Raw genomic sequence first — 17,563 nt, forward strand, 5'->3', positions numbered from 1 at the left:
ATGATGCCGCCGCTTCCCTCCGCCCCCGACGGCCCGCATGTCTCCGGGGACTTCAGCCACCCCGGCCTGTCGGAGCCGCGCACCAAGGAAGAATGGCGGCTCTACCTCGACTATCAACTCCCGCCCCGCCCGGTCCTGTTGCCGATCGAGGTCTACGAACAGCTCAGCTCTGCAGAACGCCACCTGCACAACCAAGCCCGCATGGCTCACCACAGCGCCCTGGTCATCGTCCGCACCAGCCAGATGAAGACCATCCACCACCAAATCCGGCGCCGGATGGTCACGAACGCCCACCAGCCCGCCGGCGCCCGCCGCGGCATCGTCCTCGACGGCCCCGCCACCCTCGGCAAGTCCACTCTGGTCAAAACCTTCGCCTACGACTTCGAGCATGCACTGCGGCACGACCATCCCGAACGCTTCACGCGGCAGTACACGGTGGAGAACCGGCTGATCGACTACACCCCCGTCGTCTACCTCAACATCCCCTCCCAGGCCACGCCGAAAGACCTGTCCGTCGCGCTCGCCCAGTACCTCGCCCAGCCCTACAGGTCCGGAGCGACCAAGAGCGACATCACCCGTCTCGTCCTGGAGAACATGCGGCTCGTCGGCGTCGAACTCGTGATCATCGACGACGCGCACTTCATGGACCTCTCCTTCAAGGAAGGAAAGGTCGTCAACGATCACCTCAAGTACATCGCCAACCACACCGCGGCGACCTTCATCTACACCGGCGTCGACCTCAAGCACTCGGGCCTGTTCCTCGAAGGCTCCGGCTCCGCCCGCGTCACCCAGACCGCCGGACGCAACACCCTCCTGCACATGACCCCCTACGCCATCAGAACCCGGGACGAAAAGGTCGATTGGACCTCTGTCATCGCCGCCATGGAAGAAGCACTCGTCCTGTACCGACACCAGCCAGGAACCCTCGCCGCAGAGTGGAAGTACTTGTACCGCCGCACCGGGGGCAACATCAGCTCGCTTGCGGAACTCATCCGTGAAGCAGCCGCCGACGCGGTCCTCACCGGCGCTGAGCGGATCGATCGCGAGGTCCTCGACAGCATCGCCATCAACGAGCACGCGCAGAGCACCTACGAAGCCAACTGGCAGGAAGACCCCGAACCCCCCGCTGGCAAAGACGGCCCCGAGGCCGCCGCCAGCTGAACCGCAAGGTCATGCCGGCACGCATCTGAGACGGCGAACTGTCGTACCGTGCCCTGTGCTCGATCTCCCCGCCGAAATGATCCGGCGCCTTCCCGTTGTCCCGCGACCGCTCCCTCGGGAATCGCTGCTCAGCTGGTTGGACCACATGGCCACGATGTACGACGTCTCACGCCAGGACATGGCGCGAGCGTGTGGCCTCCTGAGCCCCAGTGACAAGACGACGCGCATCGCGGACTCAGGTCCGATCTCGGTCACTTACGGCCTGAGTCACGCGGACGCCGCACGGGTGGAACAGGCCACGGGGCTTGCGGCGGCAGACCTGCAGTGCATGACCTGGCTGCGCTTCCTGGGCACGGCCGTGAAGTCCGAACTGGCTGATGCGGCCCCACGCGACCGCTTCGGCGTCATGAAGGCAAGCTGGATCGACCCGCGGGAGCTGAGATTCTGCCCGTCCTGCATTCAGGAGACGGACGGGCGCTGGTTCTTGGAGTGGTGCACTCCGTGGGCCTTCGCATGCCTGCGGCATGGCTGCTACCTGTTGAGCGAGTGCCCCACCTGCCACACAACCCTCCGCACCGGTGACGTCAAACTTGCGAACGGACGCTGCCGAGGAGTGGAAAGACACCGGCTGCTCGGCACCACCAGGCGGTGCGGCATCGAATACCAGACGATGCAGGCCCCTGCCCTGCAGGACGATTCACTTGCCGAACTGCAACTCGGCCTGGAACAACACCTTGCCCTGCCGCAGCCGACATCCGATCGGGGCAAGGGCGATCTCGCCGACCTCACGGCAATGGCCGAGTTCGCGTTGTACGTCGCCACCCCGGGACACCTGGACGGAGCCGATCCCGTCGTCCGACAGAGCTTTACCGAGTTCTGCGCCAGCACCTCACTCGGGAATTACCGCACCGTCCAGGGCAACCCGAGCCCGATGGTGCGGACTGCTGCCCTAAGGATCTCGTCGCAGATCGTCTTCAGCACCAACCCGTGGTCCTCGGCCCGGGAGATCGCGGACTTCGCCTCTCGCCCGCTACCCAGCCAGGTTCTCCCACTGCACCAGGCATGGCTCAAGCAGTGGCCCGGGGACACCACACGCCGTCTTGAGCGGATCGTACGATCGATGCGCATCGCAGCACCCTCAATACGCACGCCCGACAGGCGAGTTGTCCCGGGTCCTTGACCACCTTGTGACTACGTAGCGTTAGCCACCTCGGCGGGTGTAGCTCTGACCGAGTAGGAGACTGAAATCTTTTGTGCGGCAACTGTGACCTGGACCACCTCACGAAAGATTTCAGTGCCCAGGTCAAGCGACCGGCCACTGAAATCTTTCGTGCCGCCCGACAGGCCTGGTCGGCGTCACCACGCGTGCCATCAGGCACTACCACCACCAGGGCCTGCTGCCGGAGCCCGAGCGGCGGCCCAACGGCTACCGCGAGTACGGGCTGCGGCACGCCGTCGTCCTGGCCCGTGTCCGCCGCCTGACCGAGCTCGGCCTCGGCCTCGCCGAGGTGCGGGACGTACTGGCGGACGACGCGGGCCGCGAGCTCGCCGAGGTCCTCGGCGAACTGGACGCGGACCTCGCGCGGCAGGAGACCGCGATCCGCGAGCGCAGGGAACGGCTGCGGTCGCTGCTCGACGAGGCGGGGCGCGGACGCCTTTCGCCCGAGGGCCCGGTCTCCCCCGAACTGGCCGACTTCTTCAGCGAGATGGCGAGCTCGTCGCAGGGGCGGCCGGGCCCGGAGTCCGTGATGGCGGCGAAGGACCGCGAGTTCCTCGTCCTGCTCGACACCACCGCGTCACCGGAGGACCGCGACGCCTTCCTCGCCGCGATCCGCCCGGCCCTCGGGACGCCGGACGCGGTGGAGCGGGCGCACGAGGTGTACGCGCGGCTCGACGCGCTGGCCGACGCCGACCTCGCGGATCCGCATACGGACGCCGAGGTGGACGCGGCCGCACGGACCCTCGTCGACATGCTGCCGGACTCGCTCCTCGCGGAGATCGGGTCGGAGGGCGCGCTGGCGGTGGCGGAGGGCCGCGGGGTCCGTCACGACGGTTTCCTGGAGGCCTTCTTCGCCGACTTCGCGCCCGCGCAGGCGGAGGCGGTGCGCCGCGCGATGCGGATGCTCGCGGAGCGTGCCGCAGAGGAGGAGGCCAGACCATGAGTTCCCGAACGAGGCCCCACCGCTGGCCGGACCGGCTCAAGTCGGTCGCCCCGGCCCCCCTCCGGCATCTAGCCGGGCACGAACTGCGCGTACTGGTCAGCCTCGTGATGTGGGCGGCCCGGCGGCGGCACGGGGTGAACGCGGCGGCGGGGGAACGCGCCTTCGGGCACGCCCGCGGCCAGGCGGCGATCATGTACGGCCTGACGTTCGTCTGTGTCGTCGAGGCGTTCGGCATGGCGGTCCTGCTGCGCGACTACCCGACCGCCCACGCCGTGATGCTGTTCATCGACGTCTACAGCGTGATCCTGATGATCGGCATCCACGCGGCGTCCGTCACCCGCCCGCACGTGCTGTCGCCGGACGCGCTGCGGGTGCGCCAGGGCGCGCACCGGGACCTGCGGATACCACTTTCCCTGGTCGACGCCGTACGCGCCGAGCGGCTCTTCACGCACGAGCCCGCCGACGGCGTCCTTGCCCTGCCGGTCGCCTCGACGACGTCACTCACCCTGACCCTGATCGAACCCGTCACTGCGGTCGGCCTCCTGGGAAAGGGCCGCGAGGTGACGACGGTCCGACTGCAGGCGGATGAACCGGAGGCACTGTACGAGGCGCTGAGGCGACGCCTGGTCGCCCGTGCTTCTCCTTCTCAGGCGGGGGCGAACTGAACCTTCGCGGCTCCGGGGTCCGCCTGGGTGAGCCGGACCCGCAACCGCTCGCCCAGAGGCAGCCTGGACGAGCCGCCCTCGATCCGGGCCACGATCGCGGGCTCGGTCAACTGCACGGTGCCGACGGCCGGTTCGCCGTCCTTGACGTCCACCACGACCGCGTCGAACATCTCGCCGACCCGCCCCTGGAGCAGGGCGGCCTCGACGATGTCGACGCACTCCCGCTCCACGGTGTTGCCGCGCCGTGTGCCGTCCGCCATCTCCTTGGGCAGCTCGTCCAGGGCGGCGAGCGCCCACTCCGGAGGCGGTGCCTCCGCGCAGGCCGCGAGGCAGAGCTCGGCGGCGTAGCGGTCGACGAGGCGGCGCAGGGGGGCGGTGCAGTGGGCGTAGGGCGCGGCGACGGCGGCGTGCGTGGTGAGCTCGGGCAGGTGGCCGTCGCGGAACGCGGTGTAGCCCGCGCCGCGCAGCAGCGTCGTGCACTCCTGGAGGAAGGCGGCGTGGTGCGACGTGCGGGGGTCGAGGAAGCGTACGAGCTGCGCGTACGACATGTGGTGCGGCCAGTCGATGTGCAGCGCCTGCGCGGTACGGCGCAGGCGGCCCACGGCGCCGTCGGGTGCGGTGGGCAGCGTCCTCAGGATGCCGGCACCCGACGCGAGCATGAGCTCGGCGGCGGCCATGCCGGTGAGCAGGGAGATCTGGGCGTTCCAGCCGTCGGCGGGGAGCGGGGCGCGGAAGCCGAGCTCGTACGTTCCGTCGCGCTCGACGATCTCCTGCTCCGGCACGTCGAGGGAGATGCCGCCGCGCTCGACCTCCAGCTGTTCGCGCAGCCGGCCGATGTCCCGCAGCAGCGCGACGGGCTCCTCCGCGGTGCCGCCGTCGATGGCGGCCTGCACTCCTTCGTAGTCGAGCTTGGCGCGGCTGCGGACGAGGGCGCGCTGCACGTCGGTGCGTTCGGTGCGGCCGTCCCCGTCCAGGTCGAGCGTCCACAGCACGGCCGGGCAGGTCTGCCCCGGCAGGAGGCTGGCGGCGCCCTCGCTGAGGGCGGTGGGGTGCAGCGGGACCTTCTCGTCGGGGAAGTACAGGGTGGTGACGCGGCGGTGGGCCTCGGCGTCGAGGGGGCCGCCGGGGGTGACGTACGCGGCGACGTCCGCGATCGCGTACGACACGCGGTATCCGCCTCCGCCCCTGCGGGCCAGGTGCATCGCCTGGTCCAGGTCGACGGAGGTGGGCGGGTCGATGGTGAAGAGGGGGAGGTCCGTGGCGTCGTACTCCGGGAGCCTCGGGGACCCGGCGGCTCGGGCCGCCTCCGCGAGGACGTCGGCGGGGAACTCCTCGGGCACGTCGAGTCGCGTACGCAGGTCGCGCAGCGCGGCGCGCAGAGGGGCGTCTGCGGTTGCGGTCACGCGGTAGTGGCGGCGGGGCATGGGCTGAGGGTATCGGGACCGCACCCAACTTGTACGGTTTTGCCCCGGACGGGGGCGGGACACCAAGCCCGCCGCTTCGCGGCGGATAACTCCCACCCACCCGCCCGTTCACCCCGCGACGCCCTGTGCGGGTAGGAGCACCGATCCCGCCGCTTCGCGGCGGATGGTCCCCACCCGCCCGCCCGTTTGCCCCGCGACGTTCAGTGGGAGTAGGGGCCCGGCCCCCTGCTCTCCCCCCCCCCGGGCCGCAGCCGCTCGCGAGACGGGAGGGGACGTGGGGGTATGTGCGCACGGAGCACCGAGCACACCACCACGGCCGGAAATGTCGAGGCGCGGCGCAGGGATGGCGAGTACGCACATACCCCCGCGGCCCCGCACCCACAGGCAAGCAGCAGGCGCCCCCACGCCCCGTACCCTTTTTCGCAGAGGCCGCACCCCTCCCCCGTACCCCCCGAAGGAGTCCCACCGTGCTCGTCCTGCTGCCGCCGTCCGAAGGCAAGGCCCCCTCCGGCCGTGGTGCGCCGCTCAAGGCGGAAGAGCTGTCGCTGCCGGGGCTCACCCCCGCACGCCAGGCCGTCCTCGACGAGCTCGTCGAGTTGTGCGCCGCGGACGAGGAGAAGGCCCGCACCGTGCTCGGCCTCAGCGAAGGGCTGCGCGGCGAGGTCGCGAAGAACGCCGGACTGCGCACCGCAGGCGCCCGCCCCGCCGGCGAGATCTACACCGGCGTGCTCTACGACGCCCTCGACCTCGCCTCCCTCGACCCCGCCGCCAAGCGCCGCGCCACCCGCTCGCTCCTCGTCTTCTCCGGACTGTGGGGCGCCGTCGGCGTGAACGACAAGATCCCGTCGTACCGCTGCTCCATGGGCGTCAAGCTGCCCGGCCTGGGCGCGCTCGGCGCGTACTGGCGTACGCCGATGGCCTCCGTCATGCCCGAGGCCGCCGGCGACGGCCTCGTCCTGGACCTGCGGTCGTCCGCGTACGCCTCCGCCTGGAAGCCCAAGGGGGACGTCGCCGGACGGACGGCAACCGTTCGCGTGCTGCACGCGCAGGTCGACGAGGAGACCGGCGCGGAGAAGCGGTCCGTCGTGTCGCACTTCAACAAGGCGACGAAGGGCAGGATCGTCCGCTCCCTGCTGACCACGGGGGCCAGCCCCAAGGACCCGGCCGAGCTCGTCGAGGCGCTGCGCGACCTGGGGCACGTCGTAGAGGCGGAGGCGCCCGCCAGGGCGGGGAAGCCGTGGGCGCTGGATGTAGTGGTGCGCGAGATCCACTGAGGCCTGAACCACCTCCCACCCCACCAACCCCACCAACCCCACCAACCCCAACCCCACCGCCAGCCCGTTGCAACATGCGCAACGGGCTTTGCGCATGCTGCGCACCTAGGTGCAGGATGCCCCCATGACCTCCGACGCCGCTTCAACCCCCGCCCCCACCTCCGTCCTCGACCTCGCCCCCGTCCTCCCCGTGGTCGTCGTCTCGGACCTCGACGACGCCGTGCCGATGGCGCGCGCCCTCGTCGCGGGCGGGCTGCCCGCGATCGAGGTGACCCTGCGGACGCCCGTCGCGCTCGACGCGATCTCCGCCATCGCCGCGGAGGTCCCGGACGCGGTGGTGGGCGCAGGCACCGTCATCACCGCGCGGAACGTCGCCGAGTCCGTGGAGGCGGGCGCCCGGTTCCTCGTCAGCCCGGGCTGGACGGACACGCTGCTGGACGCGATGCAGGGTTCCGGCGTGCCGTTCCTGCCGGGCGTCTCGACGACCTCGGAGGTCGTGGCGCTGCTGGAACGCGGCGTGCGGGAGATGAAGTTCTTCCCGGCGGAGGCAGCCGGCGGCACCGCCTACCTGAAGTCGCTCGGCGCCCCGCTGCCGCAGGCCCGGTTCTGCCCGACGGGCGGCATCACCCCGGCCTCCGCGCCCTCGTACCTCGCGCTGAGGAACGTCGGCTGCGTGGGCGGCAGTTGGATGCTGCCCGCCGACGCGGTCGCCGCGAAGGACTGGGACCGCGTGGAGTCCCTGGCCCGCGAGGCGGCGAACCTGCGCTAGCGCGGCGGTCCCGCGCCGCCCCGGCGCGTCAGCGCAGGTGCGACGCGTCAGCGCAGGTGCGACGTGTCGTTGAGGAGGCGCAGCGACGCGTTGCCGTCGGCGTAGTACGCCACGGCCGACACCGACGCCGCCGAGAGCTCCATGCGGAACAGGGACTCCGGCGGGGCGCCGAGGGCGAGCCGTACCAGCGTCTTGATGGGCGTGACGTGCGTGACGAGCAGGACGGTGCGGCCCGCGTAGGCGCGGGTCAGACGGTCGCGTGCGGCCGACACGCGGCGGGTGACCTCGGCGAACGACTCGCCGCCCGGCGGCGCCGCGTCCGGCGATGCCAGCCAGGCGTTCAGCTCCTCCGGGTGACGCTCGCGCGCCTCCCCGAACGTCAGCCCTTCCCACGCCCCGAAGTCCGTCTCGCGCAGGCCGTCTTCGAGGTGTACGTCGAGTCCGAGGCGGGCGGCGACGGTGTGCGCGGTCTCCTGGCAGCGCTTGAGCGGCGAGGAGACGATCGCCTGGACCGTGCCGCGCGCGGCGAGCGCGGCGGCGACGCGTTCGGCCTGCTCACGCCCCACGGCCGAGAGGACGGGGTCGGAACCCCCGCTCCCGGAGAACCGCTTCTCGGGCGTCAACGCGGTCTCCCCGTGCCGCAACAGCACGAAGGTCGCGGGCGCACCGAGATCGGCGGGCGCTGCCCACCCGACCCGCGGAGCCCGCGTGGCGCTGCCCGGCCGACCGGCGGGGCTCGCATGGCCGCTTGCGGCGCTGCTGGCAGCCCGGGTGTCAGCAGGGCTGCTGGCGGCGCTGCTGGCGGCCCGGGTGTCGGCGCTCGCCGACATGGCGCCGCGTGGAGCGGCGGCGTCAGCGGCCGAGGCCGTGCCGGCCGGAGAGACGGCGTCGGCCGAAGCAGCCGCGTCCCGCGCAGCCCCCGCGGCGGGAGCAGGCTTGCGGGCGGAAGAGTCCACGCCAGTGGCTACGTCGTCGCTGCCCACGGCGCCGCCGTCACCCGCGGTCCCGTCGGCCCGTCCCGCCATCGCCGCCCGGGCCCGCGCCGCGCCCGCCGCCGCGTCGCCCGGCGGTCCGGCGGGCGGCTCGGCGGCCGCGCGGGCCGCCCGCGCGTCGAGTTCCGCTGTGGACGCCGACGGCGACCACGCCTCCCCCCGCTTGCCCGCGTCCATCGCCTCGTTGGCGAGCCGGTCCGCGTGCTTGTTCCGGTCGCGGGGGATCCACTCGTACGTCACCTGGGACGAGGGGAAGATGCGCGCGGCCTCCGCCGCCAGCGGCTTCATGTCGGGGTGCTTGATCTTCCAGCGGCCCGACATCTGCTCGACGACGAGCTTGGAGTCCATGCGCACGTGCACCGTCGCGGCGGGGTCGAGCTGGTGGGCCGCCTTGAGGCCGGCCACCAGGCCCTTGTACTCGGCGACGTTGTTCGTCGCGACGCCGATGTACTCCGCCGCCTCCATCAGGGTCTCCCCCGTGGCCGCGTCGATGACGACCGAGCCGTAGCCCGCGGGCCCCGGGTTGCCCCGGGAGCCGCCGTCGGCCTCGACGATGAACTCGCGCATGTCCAGGGGCCCTTACGTCCCTACAGGCCCGACTCGGACGTACGGACCAGGATGCGGCGGCAGTTCTCGCACCGCAGCACCGTGTCCGGGGACGCCGCCTTCACCTCGTTGACCTCGGTGATGTTGAGCTCCAGGCGGCAGCCCTCGCAGCGCCGCTGGTAGAGCTTGGCGGCGCCGACGCCGCCCTCCTTCTCGCGAAGCTTGTCGTACAGCTTGAGCAGGTCCGCCGGGACGGAACCCGCCACGACCTCGCGCTCCTTGCCGACGGTCGCGGTCTCGCCGTCGAGCTCCTCGAACGCGGCGTCGCGGCGCGCCGTCGCGTCGTCGATCTTCGCCTGGACCGACGAGACCCGGCCGGTGAGCTCGGTGACCCGCTCCTGCGCGGACTCGCGGCGCTCCATGACCTCCAGGACGACGTCCTCCAGGTCGCCCTGGCGCTTGGCGAGCGAGGCGATCTCCTTCTGGAGGTTCTCCAGGTCCTTCGGCGAGGTGACGGCGCCGGAGTCCAGGCGCTGCTGGTCGCGGACCGCGCGCTGGCGGACCTGGTCGACGTCCTGCTCCGCCTTGGTCTGCTCGCGGGCGCAGTCGCTCTCCTCGGTCGTCGCGGCGACGAGCAGGTCGCGCAGCTGCGTGAGGTCCTTGTTCAGCGACTCGATCTCGGCGTGCTCGGGCAGCGACTTCTTCTTGTGCGCGAGCTGCTGCAGGCGGGTGTCCAGGGCCTGGACGTCGAGCAGTCGGATCTGGTCGGCGGGCGCGGCGTTCAGTTGGGGGCTCCAGTTGAGTCGTGAGGTGCGGCCGCGTGGGCGGTCCAGGGGTCGGTGACCGTCTTCGAGACGTGGACGCGCAGTCCCCATCCGTGACGGTCGGAGATTTCGTCGAGCTGCGCGGCGGCCAGTTCGCACCACGGCCACTCGGTGGCCCAGTGCGCGGCGTCGAGCAGCGCGAGCGGAGTCCGCGCGCGGGCCTCGGAGACCGGGTGGTGGCGCAGGTCCGCGGTGAGGAAGGCGTCCACGCCCGCGGCGCGCACGTCGTCGAAGAGGCTGTCGCCGGAGCCGCCGCTGACCGCGACGGTCCGGATCAGCGCGTCGGGGTCGCCCGCGACGCGGATGCCCTGCGCGGTCGCGGGCAGCCGCTTCGCGGCGCGCCCGGCCAGCTCGGCGAGTGTCACGGGGTGGTCGAGCTCGCAGATCCTGCCGAGGCCCCGGCGGCCGTGCGGGTCGGCGGGGTCCGGCACGAGCGGACGTACGACACGGAGGTCGAGCGCGCCCGCGAGGGCGTCGGAGACGCCGGGGTCGGCGCGGTCGGCGTTGGTGTGCGCGACGTGCAGTGCGACGTCGTGCTTGATCAGGTCGTGGACGACCCGGCCCTTGAAGGTGGACGCCGCGACCGTCGTCGTACCCCGCAGGTAGAGGGGGTGGTGGGTGACCAGGAGCTGCGCTCCGAGCGCGACGGCCTCGTCGGCGATCTCCTGGACGGGATCGACGGCGAAGAGGACCCGGGAGACCTCCGCGTCGGGGTCTCCGCAGACCGTGCCGACCGCATCCCAGCTCTCGGCCAGATCGGCGGGCCACAGGGCGTCGAGCGCGGTGATGACTTCAGACAGACGGGGCACGGAGAAAGGCTACCTTCCCGCTGCGCTCGGCATGTCGTGCGTTACGTACCGCTACGTGGGCGCTACGGAAAGCCCCGACGTGGTCGGCGGAAGCGCTGCGCGAGCGGCCCCCAGTCTCCGTACCGCAGACGCGTCCGCTCAGCACTCAGCCGTGGCGTCTGCGGCTGCTCGCGAGCTGAGCGCGCAGTTCCCCGCGCCCCTGAGGAGGCGCCCTGACGGGCGCCACGCGTGCGTGCTCGGCCCGTGCACCGGCCGCAGACGCGTCCGCTCAGCACTCAGCGGTGGCGTCTGCGGCTGCTCGCGGGCCGAGCGCGCAGTTCCCCGCGCCCCTGGCGGGGCGCTCGCCCTGACAGGCCCCCACGGGGCACAGCACACCCGCCCCTGCCCTCTCAGGCGAATCAGGACATCGCCACCCTTCTGTGTGAAGCGGACGCCCGTCGGTGCCACGCCAGTGCGGGAAAAACTAGCTTCGGGGCCGGAGGTGACACTCACGATGACAGCGCCACCAGCACCGACGGCTCCCCCGGCGCCGCCGAAGCAGCCGCCACCACCGGTGCGAGCCCGTGTCCGGGTCAGCGCATCCGCCCGCACCGCGGGCTGCATCATCTCGGCGGACGGGGCGTACGCCGCGCGCCTCGCCCGCGCCGCCGGATCGCCGGACGCCTGGTACCCCGAACGCTGGACCCTCGGCTCCGCCGAGCCGTACGCCGTGCCGCTGCCCGGCAACCAACCCGAGGAACCGGGCACGGAAGTGCTCCCGATGGCCGACGGCCGCGTCCTCGTCCACCGTGTGGTGGGCGAGCGGCACGTCTTCACCCTGCTGTACCCGACGGGCCCCGACACGGGCGAGGTGCCGCTGGGTGCCGTCGAGTGCGGGGAGCTGAGCCTGCTGCCGCCCGCACCCGGCGGCACCCGCGCCTACGCCGTCGCGCCCGGCACACGCTCCTCGGACATCTGGCTCGTGGCGGGCGGGGCCTTCGGCCCCGAACACCTCGCCGCGGTGCCGGGCCGCTGCTCCGGCGGGGTCTGGCTGGACGGCACCGACCGCATGCTGGCCCTCGACCGCGAGTTGGACGGCCGCACGAAGACGGTCGCGGTGGATCTGGAGCGCGGCGGCGAGGTCTCCCCGCTGCTGCAGATCTCCGAGGACAGCGACGACCGGCTGCTGCTCGCCGACGCCGACAGCGGACTGCTGCTCATCCGCTCCGACGCGCCGGGCGACAGCCGCCTGGGCTGGGGCGTCCTCGGCGGTACGCGCCCGGTGCGCTTCCCGGAGAGCCTGCGCCTGCCCGACCTCGCCGTGACGCCGTTCGCGATCCAGCCGGGGCAGGTCCTGACGCCGGAGGCGTGCGGGGTCGCGCTGCGCATCGACGGTCCCGGCCCGGCGGATCCGGCGGGCGGGGGCAGTTGGCTGGGGGTTTGGCGGCCCGCCGCCCGGCAGGTCCATCAACTGGCCGCGCCCGCGGGATGGTTGACCGGCTCGGGGTGGTGGACGCGCGACGGCGAACTCTGCCTGCCGTACGCGACGGGGGCCGCGCCGTGCGGGGTGGCGCGGGTGACGGGTCCTGCGGCGCCCACGGTCGCGCCCCCGGCCGATCCTCCGGCCAACCCCTCGGCCGATCCCCCTGCCGATCCTCCGGCCAATCCCTCCGCCGATCCCCCTGCCGCCGGAGCGTCGCGGGACGGCGCCCCGCCCGCCTCTCCCCCACCTTCACCGGATCCCCCGAAACCCTCCGCGACACGCCCGGTCCCCTTGCAACAGGCACCCCTCGGCGGGCGGACGGCGGGCGGTTAGACTCGCCCGGCTGTACGAACGATCTTCTTTACGGGGTGAATGGCTTGACTACGACCGAGACCGTCACGGAGACACAGCAGAACACCGCTCCGACGATGTCGGCGACCGCGTCCACCGGCGCGCACGCCGGCGCGGGCAGGCACCGGGGACCGGTGTCCGAGCACGACGAGCAGGCGGCGCCGCGGGGGCGGCACCGCAGGCAGGACCAGCAGTCCTGACCGGGCTCGCCCGCCGCACCGCAGAAACGTCTCGCCCCTGTGCCGCCACGAGCGGCGCGGGGGCGAGACGCGTTCATGCCCGCTTGAGAGCCCGTGTCAGGCCCTCTTGAGACCCAGCACCTCCGCCGCCGCGAACGTCTCGTTCGGCGGGCGGTCCGCGTAGTACGGGGAGAGCGCCTCGTCCAGCTCGTCGAAGGTGAACGTCTCCTTCGCCGAGTCGAACCGCGCCGCCACCTTCGGCCGCTCGACGACAGCGACCATGCCGCCGTGGACCACCAGCAGCTGCCCGTTGACCCGTCCCGCCGCGGGCGAGGCCAGATACCCGACGAGCGGCGAGACGTGCTCGGGCGCCAGCGGGTCGAGCCTGCCGTCCGTCGGCTCCGCGAAGCCCGCGAAGACGTCCTCCGTCATCCGCGTACGGGCCCGGGGGCAGATCGCGTTCGCCGTCACCCCGTACTTGGCGAGCGCCAGCGCCGTCGACGTCGTCAGGCCGACGATGCCGCCCTTCGCCGCCGCGTAGTTCGGCTGACCCGCCGACCCGGCGAGGAAGGCCTCGGAGGAGGTGTTGACGATCCGGCCGTAGACCGGGCCGCCCGCCGCCTTGGAACGCTCGCGCCAGTGGGCCGCCGCGAAGTGGGTGGTGTTGAAGTGGCCCTTGAGGTGGACGTGGATGACCGAGTCCCACTCGGACTCGGTCATCGAGAAGATCATCCGGTCGCGGAGAATGCCCGCGTTGTTGACGAGGACGTCGAGTTTTCCGTAGGTGTCGATCGCCAGCTGGACGAGTTCGCGGGCCTGTTCGTGGTCCGCCACGTCGCCGGTGTGGGCGACGGCCCGGCCGCCCGCCGCGTTGATCTCGGCGGCGACCTCCTCGGCGGGCGCCGCGGACGCCTCGCCCGAGCCGTCGCGGCCCGGCTGTCCGAAGTCGTTGACGACGACGGCCGCGCCGAGCCGGGCGAGTTCGAGTGCTTCGGCGCGGCCGAGCCCGCGGCCCGCGCCGGTGACGATCGCGGACAGGCCCTCAAGTGGCAGTGACATCAAAGTCCTCTCAGATCTCGATGCAGGTGCGCAGGGATACGCCGGTCCGCATCTGGTCCAGGGCCTCGTTGACCTCGGCCAGCCGCACCCGGTGCGTGATCAGGCCCTCCAGGTCGATGCGGCCGGCCCGCCAGAGGGCGATGGCCCGCTCGTACGACGTGAGGACGTCGCCGCCGCCGTACATGGACGGCAGGATGCGCTTCTCGTCGAAGAAGAGCTCGAACATGTTGAACTGCAGCTGGTCGTCCATGGCTCCGGCGCCGACGACGCACATCGTGCCGCCGCGGCGCGTCGTCTCGTACGCCGTGCGGGCCGTGGCGGACTTGCCGACGACCTCGAAGACGTAGTCGAAGCCCTCGCCCGCGGTGATCCGCTGCTTGGCGTCGGCGAGCTCGTCGGGCGACACCGCCTCCGTCGCCCCGAACGCGAGCGCCGACTCCCTGCGCGATGCGACCGGGTCGACCGCCACGATCTGCGCCGCGCCCTTGAGGCGGGCGCCCTGGATGGCGGATATGCCGACGCCGCCGCAGCCGATGACGGCGACCGACGAACCAACCGCCACGTCCGCGGTGTTGATGGCGGCGCCGAGTCCCGTCGTGACACCGCAGCCGATGAGTGCCGCGATGTCGAAGGGCACGTCGTCGGGGATCGGCACGGCGCAGCCCGCGTCGACGACGACCTCCTCGGCGAAGGTGCCGGTGCCCGCGAAGCCGAAGACATCGCCGCCGGGGCGCTTGAAGTTGGGGGTGCCCGCGTTCATGAACCCGGCGAGACAGAGGTGGGTCTGCCCGCGTTTGCAGGCGGGGCAGGCGCCGCACGCGGGGAGCCAGCAGAGCAGGACCCGGTCGCCCTGGGAGAGTCCGGTCACGCCGTCGCCGACGTCGATGATCTCGCCGGCGCCCTCGTGGCCCGGGACGAAGGGGGCGGGCTGCGGGAGCACGCCGTTCATCGCCGAGAGGTCGGAGTGGCACAGTCCGGTGGCCCGGACGCGGATCTTGACCTTGCCGGGACCGAACCCCGCCGTCTCGATGTCGTCGAGGACCTCGAGCTTCTCCTGGCCTGTCTCGTGCAGTACGGCTGCGCGCATGGTGCGGCTCCTCTCGTACGGAGTGCGGAGATCGGAGTGAGGTGGTCGGGGCGGGGCCGGTGGGCGGGGCCGGGCCGGTCGGGGTCCGGGGTGGCTCAGACGTGTTCGACGACCGTGTCGGCGAGGACCGGCGCGTCGTCCCGTTCGGCCGCCGTGACCGTGGCCTGTACGCGGCCCTCGCCGCGCCACATGCGGATCCGCAGCGTCTCGCCGGGGAAGACGACACCGGTGAACCGGGTGCTGTAGCCGCGGACCCGCGACACGTCGCCGTCGAGCAGGGTGTCGACGACGGCCTTGAGCGTCATTCCGTAGGTGCACAGGCCGTGCAGGATCGGCCTGTCGAATCCGGCGAGCGCGGCGAACTCGGGGTCGGCGTGCAGCGGGTTCCAGTCGCCGGACAGGCGGTAGAGGAGGGCCTGGTCCTTGCGGACCGGGCGTTCGACCTCCAGGTCCGGGTCGCCCTCGGGCGCGGGAAGCCGGGTGGAGGGGCCGCGGTCGCCGCCGAACCCGCCCTCGCCGCGCACGAAGATCTGGGCATCGCTCGTCCACAACGGTCCCTCGTCGTCGGCGACTTCGGAGCGCAGGACGAGGATGGCGGCTTTCCCCTTGTCGTACACCGCGGCGACCCTGGACGTCGTCACCGCCTTGCCCGCGACCGGGATCGGGCGGTGCAGCGTGATGCTCTGGCCGCCGTGCAGGACGGCGGCGAGGTCCACCTCGATGCCGGGCGCGGAGAGCCCGCCGACGACGCCCATGCCCGCGCCCGCGACGGTGGCGAAGCTGGGCAGGACGTGCAGCCGCGACTCCAGGGTGTAGCGCAGCTCGGCCGGGTCCGTGGCGGGCAGTCCGGCGCCGAGGCCCAGGTGGTAGAGCTGGATGTCCTTGTGGTCCCAGGTGATCTCGGCGGACCGGGGCTCTGCGGCCACGGCCTTCTCGGCGTCGATGGGCATCGGGTGGCAGCTCCTTGGGCCGACGGGAGAAGACCTCGGTGCGACCGTCCGCACCGTCGGCCGCACCGAGGTCGCAACAGGGCCGGTTCTAGAACGCGTTCCAGTCCGGCGATCCCCATGTATAGCCGAGGGCACAGGACTTGTGAACCCTCCTGACGCTACGTCAGATCAGTGGCCGTATCGGACAGCACCCGGACAGCACCCGGGGAGCGGTGACATTTGTACCGGTCGGGTCCGTACGGCTGACTCTGCCGCCGGCCCGCCCCGGATTCGTAGCGTCATAGCCATGACGAAGACATCAGAGGGCGGGCCCGCGGTGGTGTTCGACGGCGCCGTGAAGACCTTCGGCGGCGTCCGTGCCGTGGCCGGCGTCGACCTGGAGATACGGCGGGGCGAGGCCGTCGCGCTGCTCGGCCGCAACGGCGCGGGCAAGTCCACCACGCTCTCCCTGCTGCTCGGCCGGCTGCCGGCGTTCGGTTCGTACGCTGTGGTCTCGTACCGGCGCGCCTCGCGGACCGCGTGAGACGAAGGAACCGGAGGGCGAGGAACGTGGATATGTCCCGGAGGAACAGGGTCAGCTGCCGGCTGCACGGGTGGCGGGACGCGCGCGCGGCCCGGAAGGGCGCCCGCGACGAGTGGCGGAGCGAGCGCCGGCGCGTCAAGGAGAACTGGCGGGAAGGCCGCAGGGCCGGGGACCGGATCGAGAACCTCGGCCCGCCGCCCAACGGGTTCTCGCTCCTGCCCTGGCTCCTCATGGGCCTGGGCGCCATCTCGCACCTCCTCCAGGGCGAGACCCCCAACCCCTGGATCGGCGCCCTCGGCGTCCTCCTCTTCAACTCCCTCTACGTCTTCATCGCCTTCCGCGCCTTCAACACGTACACACGCGAGGCTCGCGCGACCAGGATCGCGCTCGTCCTCCTCGGCCTGCTGACCGTCGCCCTCGCGACCGGGTACGGCGGCAACTGGCTCCTCTTCTTCCCGCTGCTCGGCCTGGCCGTCGGGGCCATCGTGCGCGGGCGCGGGCTCGGGCCCATCAGCCTGGTCCTGAGCGTGCTCGCGGGCGTCATCGGCGGATTCAGGGAGGGCTGGACCGGCCTGAACGTCGCGTATGGCACGTTCCTCTCCACCATGGTGACCGCCGCGATCCTCTCCCTCGCCGAGGCGGTGCGCGAACTCCGCGAGACCCGTGAGGAACTGGCCCGCACCGCGGTCGAGAAGGAACGCCTCCGCTTCTCCCGCGACCTGCACGACCTGCTCGGCCACACGCTCTCCGTGATCGTGGTGAAGGCGGAGGCCACGCGCCGCCTCGCCCCGCACGACCTGGACGCGGCGCTCGGCCAGGTCGCCGACATCGAGTCCGTCGGCCGGCAGGCGCTCACCGAGATCCGCGAGGCCGTCACGGGCTACCGCGAGGGCAGCCTCGCCACAGAGCTCGACCGCGCCCGCGACCTCCTCGAAGCCGCCGGCATCGGCACGGTCGTCCGCCAGTCGGGACCGCCCCTCGCCCCGCACACGGCGGCACTCCTCGGCTGGGTGGTCCGCGAGTCCGCCACCAACGTCGTACGCCACTCCGGCGCCATCCACTGCGAGATCGAGGTCACGGGCACGCCCGACGAGACCCGCCTCGTCATCACGGACGACGGACGCGGCGAGGGCTCGGGCCCGCCCGGCAGCGGCCTCAAGGGCCTGGCCGAACGCCTCGCCGCGGCGGGCGGCTCCCTCACCTCGGGCCCGGCCCCCCACTCCGGCTTCCGCGTCGCGGCGACCCTCCCCACCACGGAAGACACCCCGCTCCCGGAGAACCCGGCCACCTCCCCCGTCCACTGACGCCCGGTCATACTCGTCCCGT

Annotated in this window: 16 protein-coding genes and 1 pseudogene; 10 read left to right on the plus strand and 7 right to left on the minus strand. The window is 72.3% G+C overall.

Features of this window, described 5'->3' with window-relative positions; genetic code table 11:
- From DEJ49_RS10230 to DEJ49_RS10245, 4 genes are all read left to right on the plus strand, one after another.
- A complete protein-coding gene (locus DEJ49_RS10230) occupies nt 1-1,161 on the plus strand; it encodes a TniB family NTP-binding protein (protein WP_150183844.1) in 1,161 nt (386 codons plus the stop codon).
- Between the two features lie 76 nt (nt 1,162-1,237).
- A complete protein-coding gene (locus DEJ49_RS10235; RefSeq protein WP_223833175.1) occupies nt 1,238-2,341 on the plus strand; it encodes a TniQ family protein in 1,104 nt (367 codons plus the stop codon).
- 166 nt (nt 2,342-2,507) lie between these two features.
- Nucleotides 2,508-3,323: a MerR family transcriptional regulator gene (locus DEJ49_RS10240; RefSeq protein ID WP_150183846.1), complete on the plus strand. Its 816-nt coding sequence runs from the start codon at nt 2,508-2,510 to the stop codon at nt 3,321-3,323.
- Nucleotides 3,320-3,988 carry a hypothetical protein gene (locus tag DEJ49_RS10245; RefSeq protein WP_223832784.1) on the plus strand — a complete coding sequence of 223 codons (669 nt, stop codon included), beginning with the start codon at nt 3,320-3,322 and terminating at the stop codon, nt 3,986-3,988. The genes DEJ49_RS10240 and DEJ49_RS10245 overlap by 4 nt, the downstream gene beginning before the upstream one ends.
- On the opposite strand, the gene DEJ49_RS10250 is transcribed toward DEJ49_RS10245, so the two are convergent.
- Nucleotides 3,970-5,412 carry an RNB domain-containing ribonuclease gene (locus DEJ49_RS10250; RefSeq protein ID WP_150183847.1) on the minus strand — a complete coding sequence of 481 codons (1,443 nt, stop codon included), beginning with the start codon at nt 5,410-5,412 and terminating at the stop codon, nt 3,970-3,972. The genes DEJ49_RS10245 and DEJ49_RS10250 overlap by 19 nt on opposite strands.
- Before the next feature lie 467 nt (nt 5,413-5,879).
- On the opposite strand from DEJ49_RS10250, the gene yaaA reads away from it, so the two are divergent.
- Both yaaA and eda read left to right on the plus strand, forming a co-directional pair.
- On the plus strand, nt 5,880-6,686 hold the full coding sequence (gene yaaA, locus DEJ49_RS10255; RefSeq protein ID WP_150183848.1) for a peroxide stress protein YaaA: 807 nt from the start codon (nt 5,880-5,882) through the stop codon (nt 6,684-6,686).
- Between the two features lie 124 nt (nt 6,687-6,810).
- Nucleotides 6,811-7,455 (plus strand): bifunctional 4-hydroxy-2-oxoglutarate aldolase/2-dehydro-3-deoxy-phosphogluconate aldolase, encoded by a 645-nt coding sequence (gene eda, locus DEJ49_RS10260; RefSeq protein ID WP_150183849.1) that lies wholly within the window; start codon nt 6,811-6,813, stop codon nt 7,453-7,455.
- Nucleotides 7,456-7,502: 47 nt separating this feature from the next.
- Here the strand turns inward: eda and DEJ49_RS10265 are convergent, their stop codons facing one another.
- Genes DEJ49_RS10265 through DEJ49_RS10275 form a run of 3 tightly spaced genes read right to left on the minus strand, consistent with a single transcriptional unit; the run spans nt 7,503 to nt 10,626 of the window.
- On the minus strand, nt 7,503-9,014 hold the full coding sequence (locus DEJ49_RS10265; protein WP_150183850.1) for a bifunctional RNase H/acid phosphatase: 1,512 nt from the start codon (nt 9,012-9,014) through the stop codon (nt 7,503-7,505).
- Between the two features lie 20 nt (nt 9,015-9,034).
- Nucleotides 9,035-9,778 carry a zinc ribbon domain-containing protein gene (locus tag DEJ49_RS10270; protein ID WP_190329586.1) on the minus strand — a complete coding sequence of 248 codons (744 nt, stop codon included), beginning with the start codon at nt 9,776-9,778 and terminating at the stop codon, nt 9,035-9,037.
- Nucleotides 9,775-10,626, minus strand: a complete 852-nt coding sequence (locus tag DEJ49_RS10275) for a Nif3-like dinuclear metal center hexameric protein (RefSeq protein WP_150183852.1) — start codon at nt 10,624-10,626, stop codon at nt 9,775-9,777. Before DEJ49_RS10275 ends, DEJ49_RS10270 begins: the two co-directional genes overlap by 4 nt.
- Before the next feature lie 493 nt (nt 10,627-11,119).
- Here DEJ49_RS10275 and DEJ49_RS10280 point away from each other — a divergent pair, with 493 nt between their 5' ends.
- Nucleotides 11,120-12,421 carry a hypothetical protein gene (locus DEJ49_RS10280; RefSeq protein WP_223832785.1) on the plus strand — a complete coding sequence of 434 codons (1,302 nt, stop codon included), beginning with the start codon at nt 11,120-11,122 and terminating at the stop codon, nt 12,419-12,421.
- Between the two features lie 44 nt (nt 12,422-12,465).
- Nucleotides 12,466-12,639: a hypothetical protein gene (locus DEJ49_RS35920; protein ID WP_190329308.1), complete on the plus strand. Its 174-nt coding sequence runs from the start codon at nt 12,466-12,468 to the stop codon at nt 12,637-12,639.
- Between the two features lie 96 nt (nt 12,640-12,735).
- Here DEJ49_RS35920 and DEJ49_RS10285 read toward each other — a convergent pair whose 3' ends face one another.
- The 3 genes from DEJ49_RS10285 to DEJ49_RS10295 form a co-directional block, all read right to left on the minus strand.
- Nucleotides 12,736-13,677 carry a 3-oxoacyl-ACP reductase gene (locus tag DEJ49_RS10285; protein ID WP_150183853.1) on the minus strand — a complete coding sequence of 314 codons (942 nt, stop codon included), beginning with the start codon at nt 13,675-13,677 and terminating at the stop codon, nt 12,736-12,738.
- Between the two features lie 10 nt (nt 13,678-13,687).
- Entirely contained in the window at nt 13,688-14,764 is a 1,077-nt protein-coding gene (locus DEJ49_RS10290) for a Zn-dependent alcohol dehydrogenase (protein WP_150183854.1), read from the minus strand.
- 95 nt (nt 14,765-14,859) lie between these two features.
- Nucleotides 14,860-15,714, minus strand: a complete 855-nt coding sequence (locus DEJ49_RS10295) for a MaoC/PaaZ C-terminal domain-containing protein (protein ID WP_150183855.1) — start codon at nt 15,712-15,714, stop codon at nt 14,860-14,862.
- A gap of 286 nt (nt 15,715-16,000) precedes the next feature.
- Between DEJ49_RS10295 and DEJ49_RS10300 the strand changes: the two are divergent.
- Together DEJ49_RS10300 and DEJ49_RS10305 are read left to right on the plus strand one after the other, a co-directional pair.
- Nucleotides 16,001-16,174, plus strand: a pseudogene (locus DEJ49_RS10300) (ATP-binding cassette domain-containing protein); the annotation flags it as partial.
- A gap of 95 nt (nt 16,175-16,269) precedes the next feature.
- On the plus strand, nt 16,270-17,541 hold the full coding sequence (locus DEJ49_RS10305) for a sensor histidine kinase (RefSeq protein WP_150183856.1): 1,272 nt from the start codon (nt 16,270-16,272) through the stop codon (nt 17,539-17,541).
- Nucleotides 17,542-17,563: the final 22 nt, after the last annotated feature.

This window comes from Streptomyces venezuelae, assembly GCF_008642335.1.
GTDB classification, from domain to species: domain Bacteria; phylum Actinomycetota; class Actinomycetes; order Streptomycetales; family Streptomycetaceae; genus Streptomyces; species Streptomyces venezuelae_F.

Bases quoted from the DNA above. Each gene is read 5' to 3' on its own strand.
- DEJ49_RS10230 (WP_150183844.1), top strand. From the start codon at position 1: ATGATGCCGCCGCTTCCCTCCGCCCCCGACGGCCCGCATGTCTCCGGG.
- DEJ49_RS10235 (WP_223833175.1), top strand. From the start codon at position 1,238: ATGATCCGGCGCCTTCCCGTTGTCCCGCGACCGCTCCCTCGGGAATCG.
- DEJ49_RS10245 (WP_223832784.1), top strand. From the start codon at position 3,320: ATGAGTTCCCGAACGAGGCCCCACCGCTGGCCGGACCGGCTCAAGTCG.
- DEJ49_RS10250 (WP_150183847.1), bottom strand. From the start codon at position 5,412: ATGCCCCGCCGCCACTACCGCGTGACCGCAACCGCAGACGCCCCTCTG.
- eda (WP_150183849.1), top strand. From the start codon at position 6,811: ATGACCTCCGACGCCGCTTCAACCCCCGCCCCCACCTCCGTCCTCGAC.
- DEJ49_RS10265 (WP_150183850.1), bottom strand. From the start codon at position 9,014: ATGCGCGAGTTCATCGTCGAGGCCGACGGCGGCTCCCGGGGCAACCCG.
- DEJ49_RS10280 (WP_223832785.1), top strand. From the start codon at position 11,120: ATGACAGCGCCACCAGCACCGACGGCTCCCCCGGCGCCGCCGAAGCAG.
- DEJ49_RS10285 (WP_150183853.1), bottom strand. From the start codon at position 13,677: ATGTCACTGCCACTTGAGGGCCTGTCCGCGATCGTCACCGGCGCGGGC.
- DEJ49_RS10290 (WP_150183854.1), bottom strand. From the start codon at position 14,764: ATGCGCGCAGCCGTACTGCACGAGACAGGCCAGGAGAAGCTCGAGGTC.
- DEJ49_RS10295 (WP_150183855.1), bottom strand. From the start codon at position 15,714: ATGCCCATCGACGCCGAGAAGGCCGTGGCCGCAGAGCCCCGGTCCGCC.
- DEJ49_RS10305 (WP_150183856.1), top strand. From the start codon at position 16,270: ATGTCCCGGAGGAACAGGGTCAGCTGCCGGCTGCACGGGTGGCGGGAC.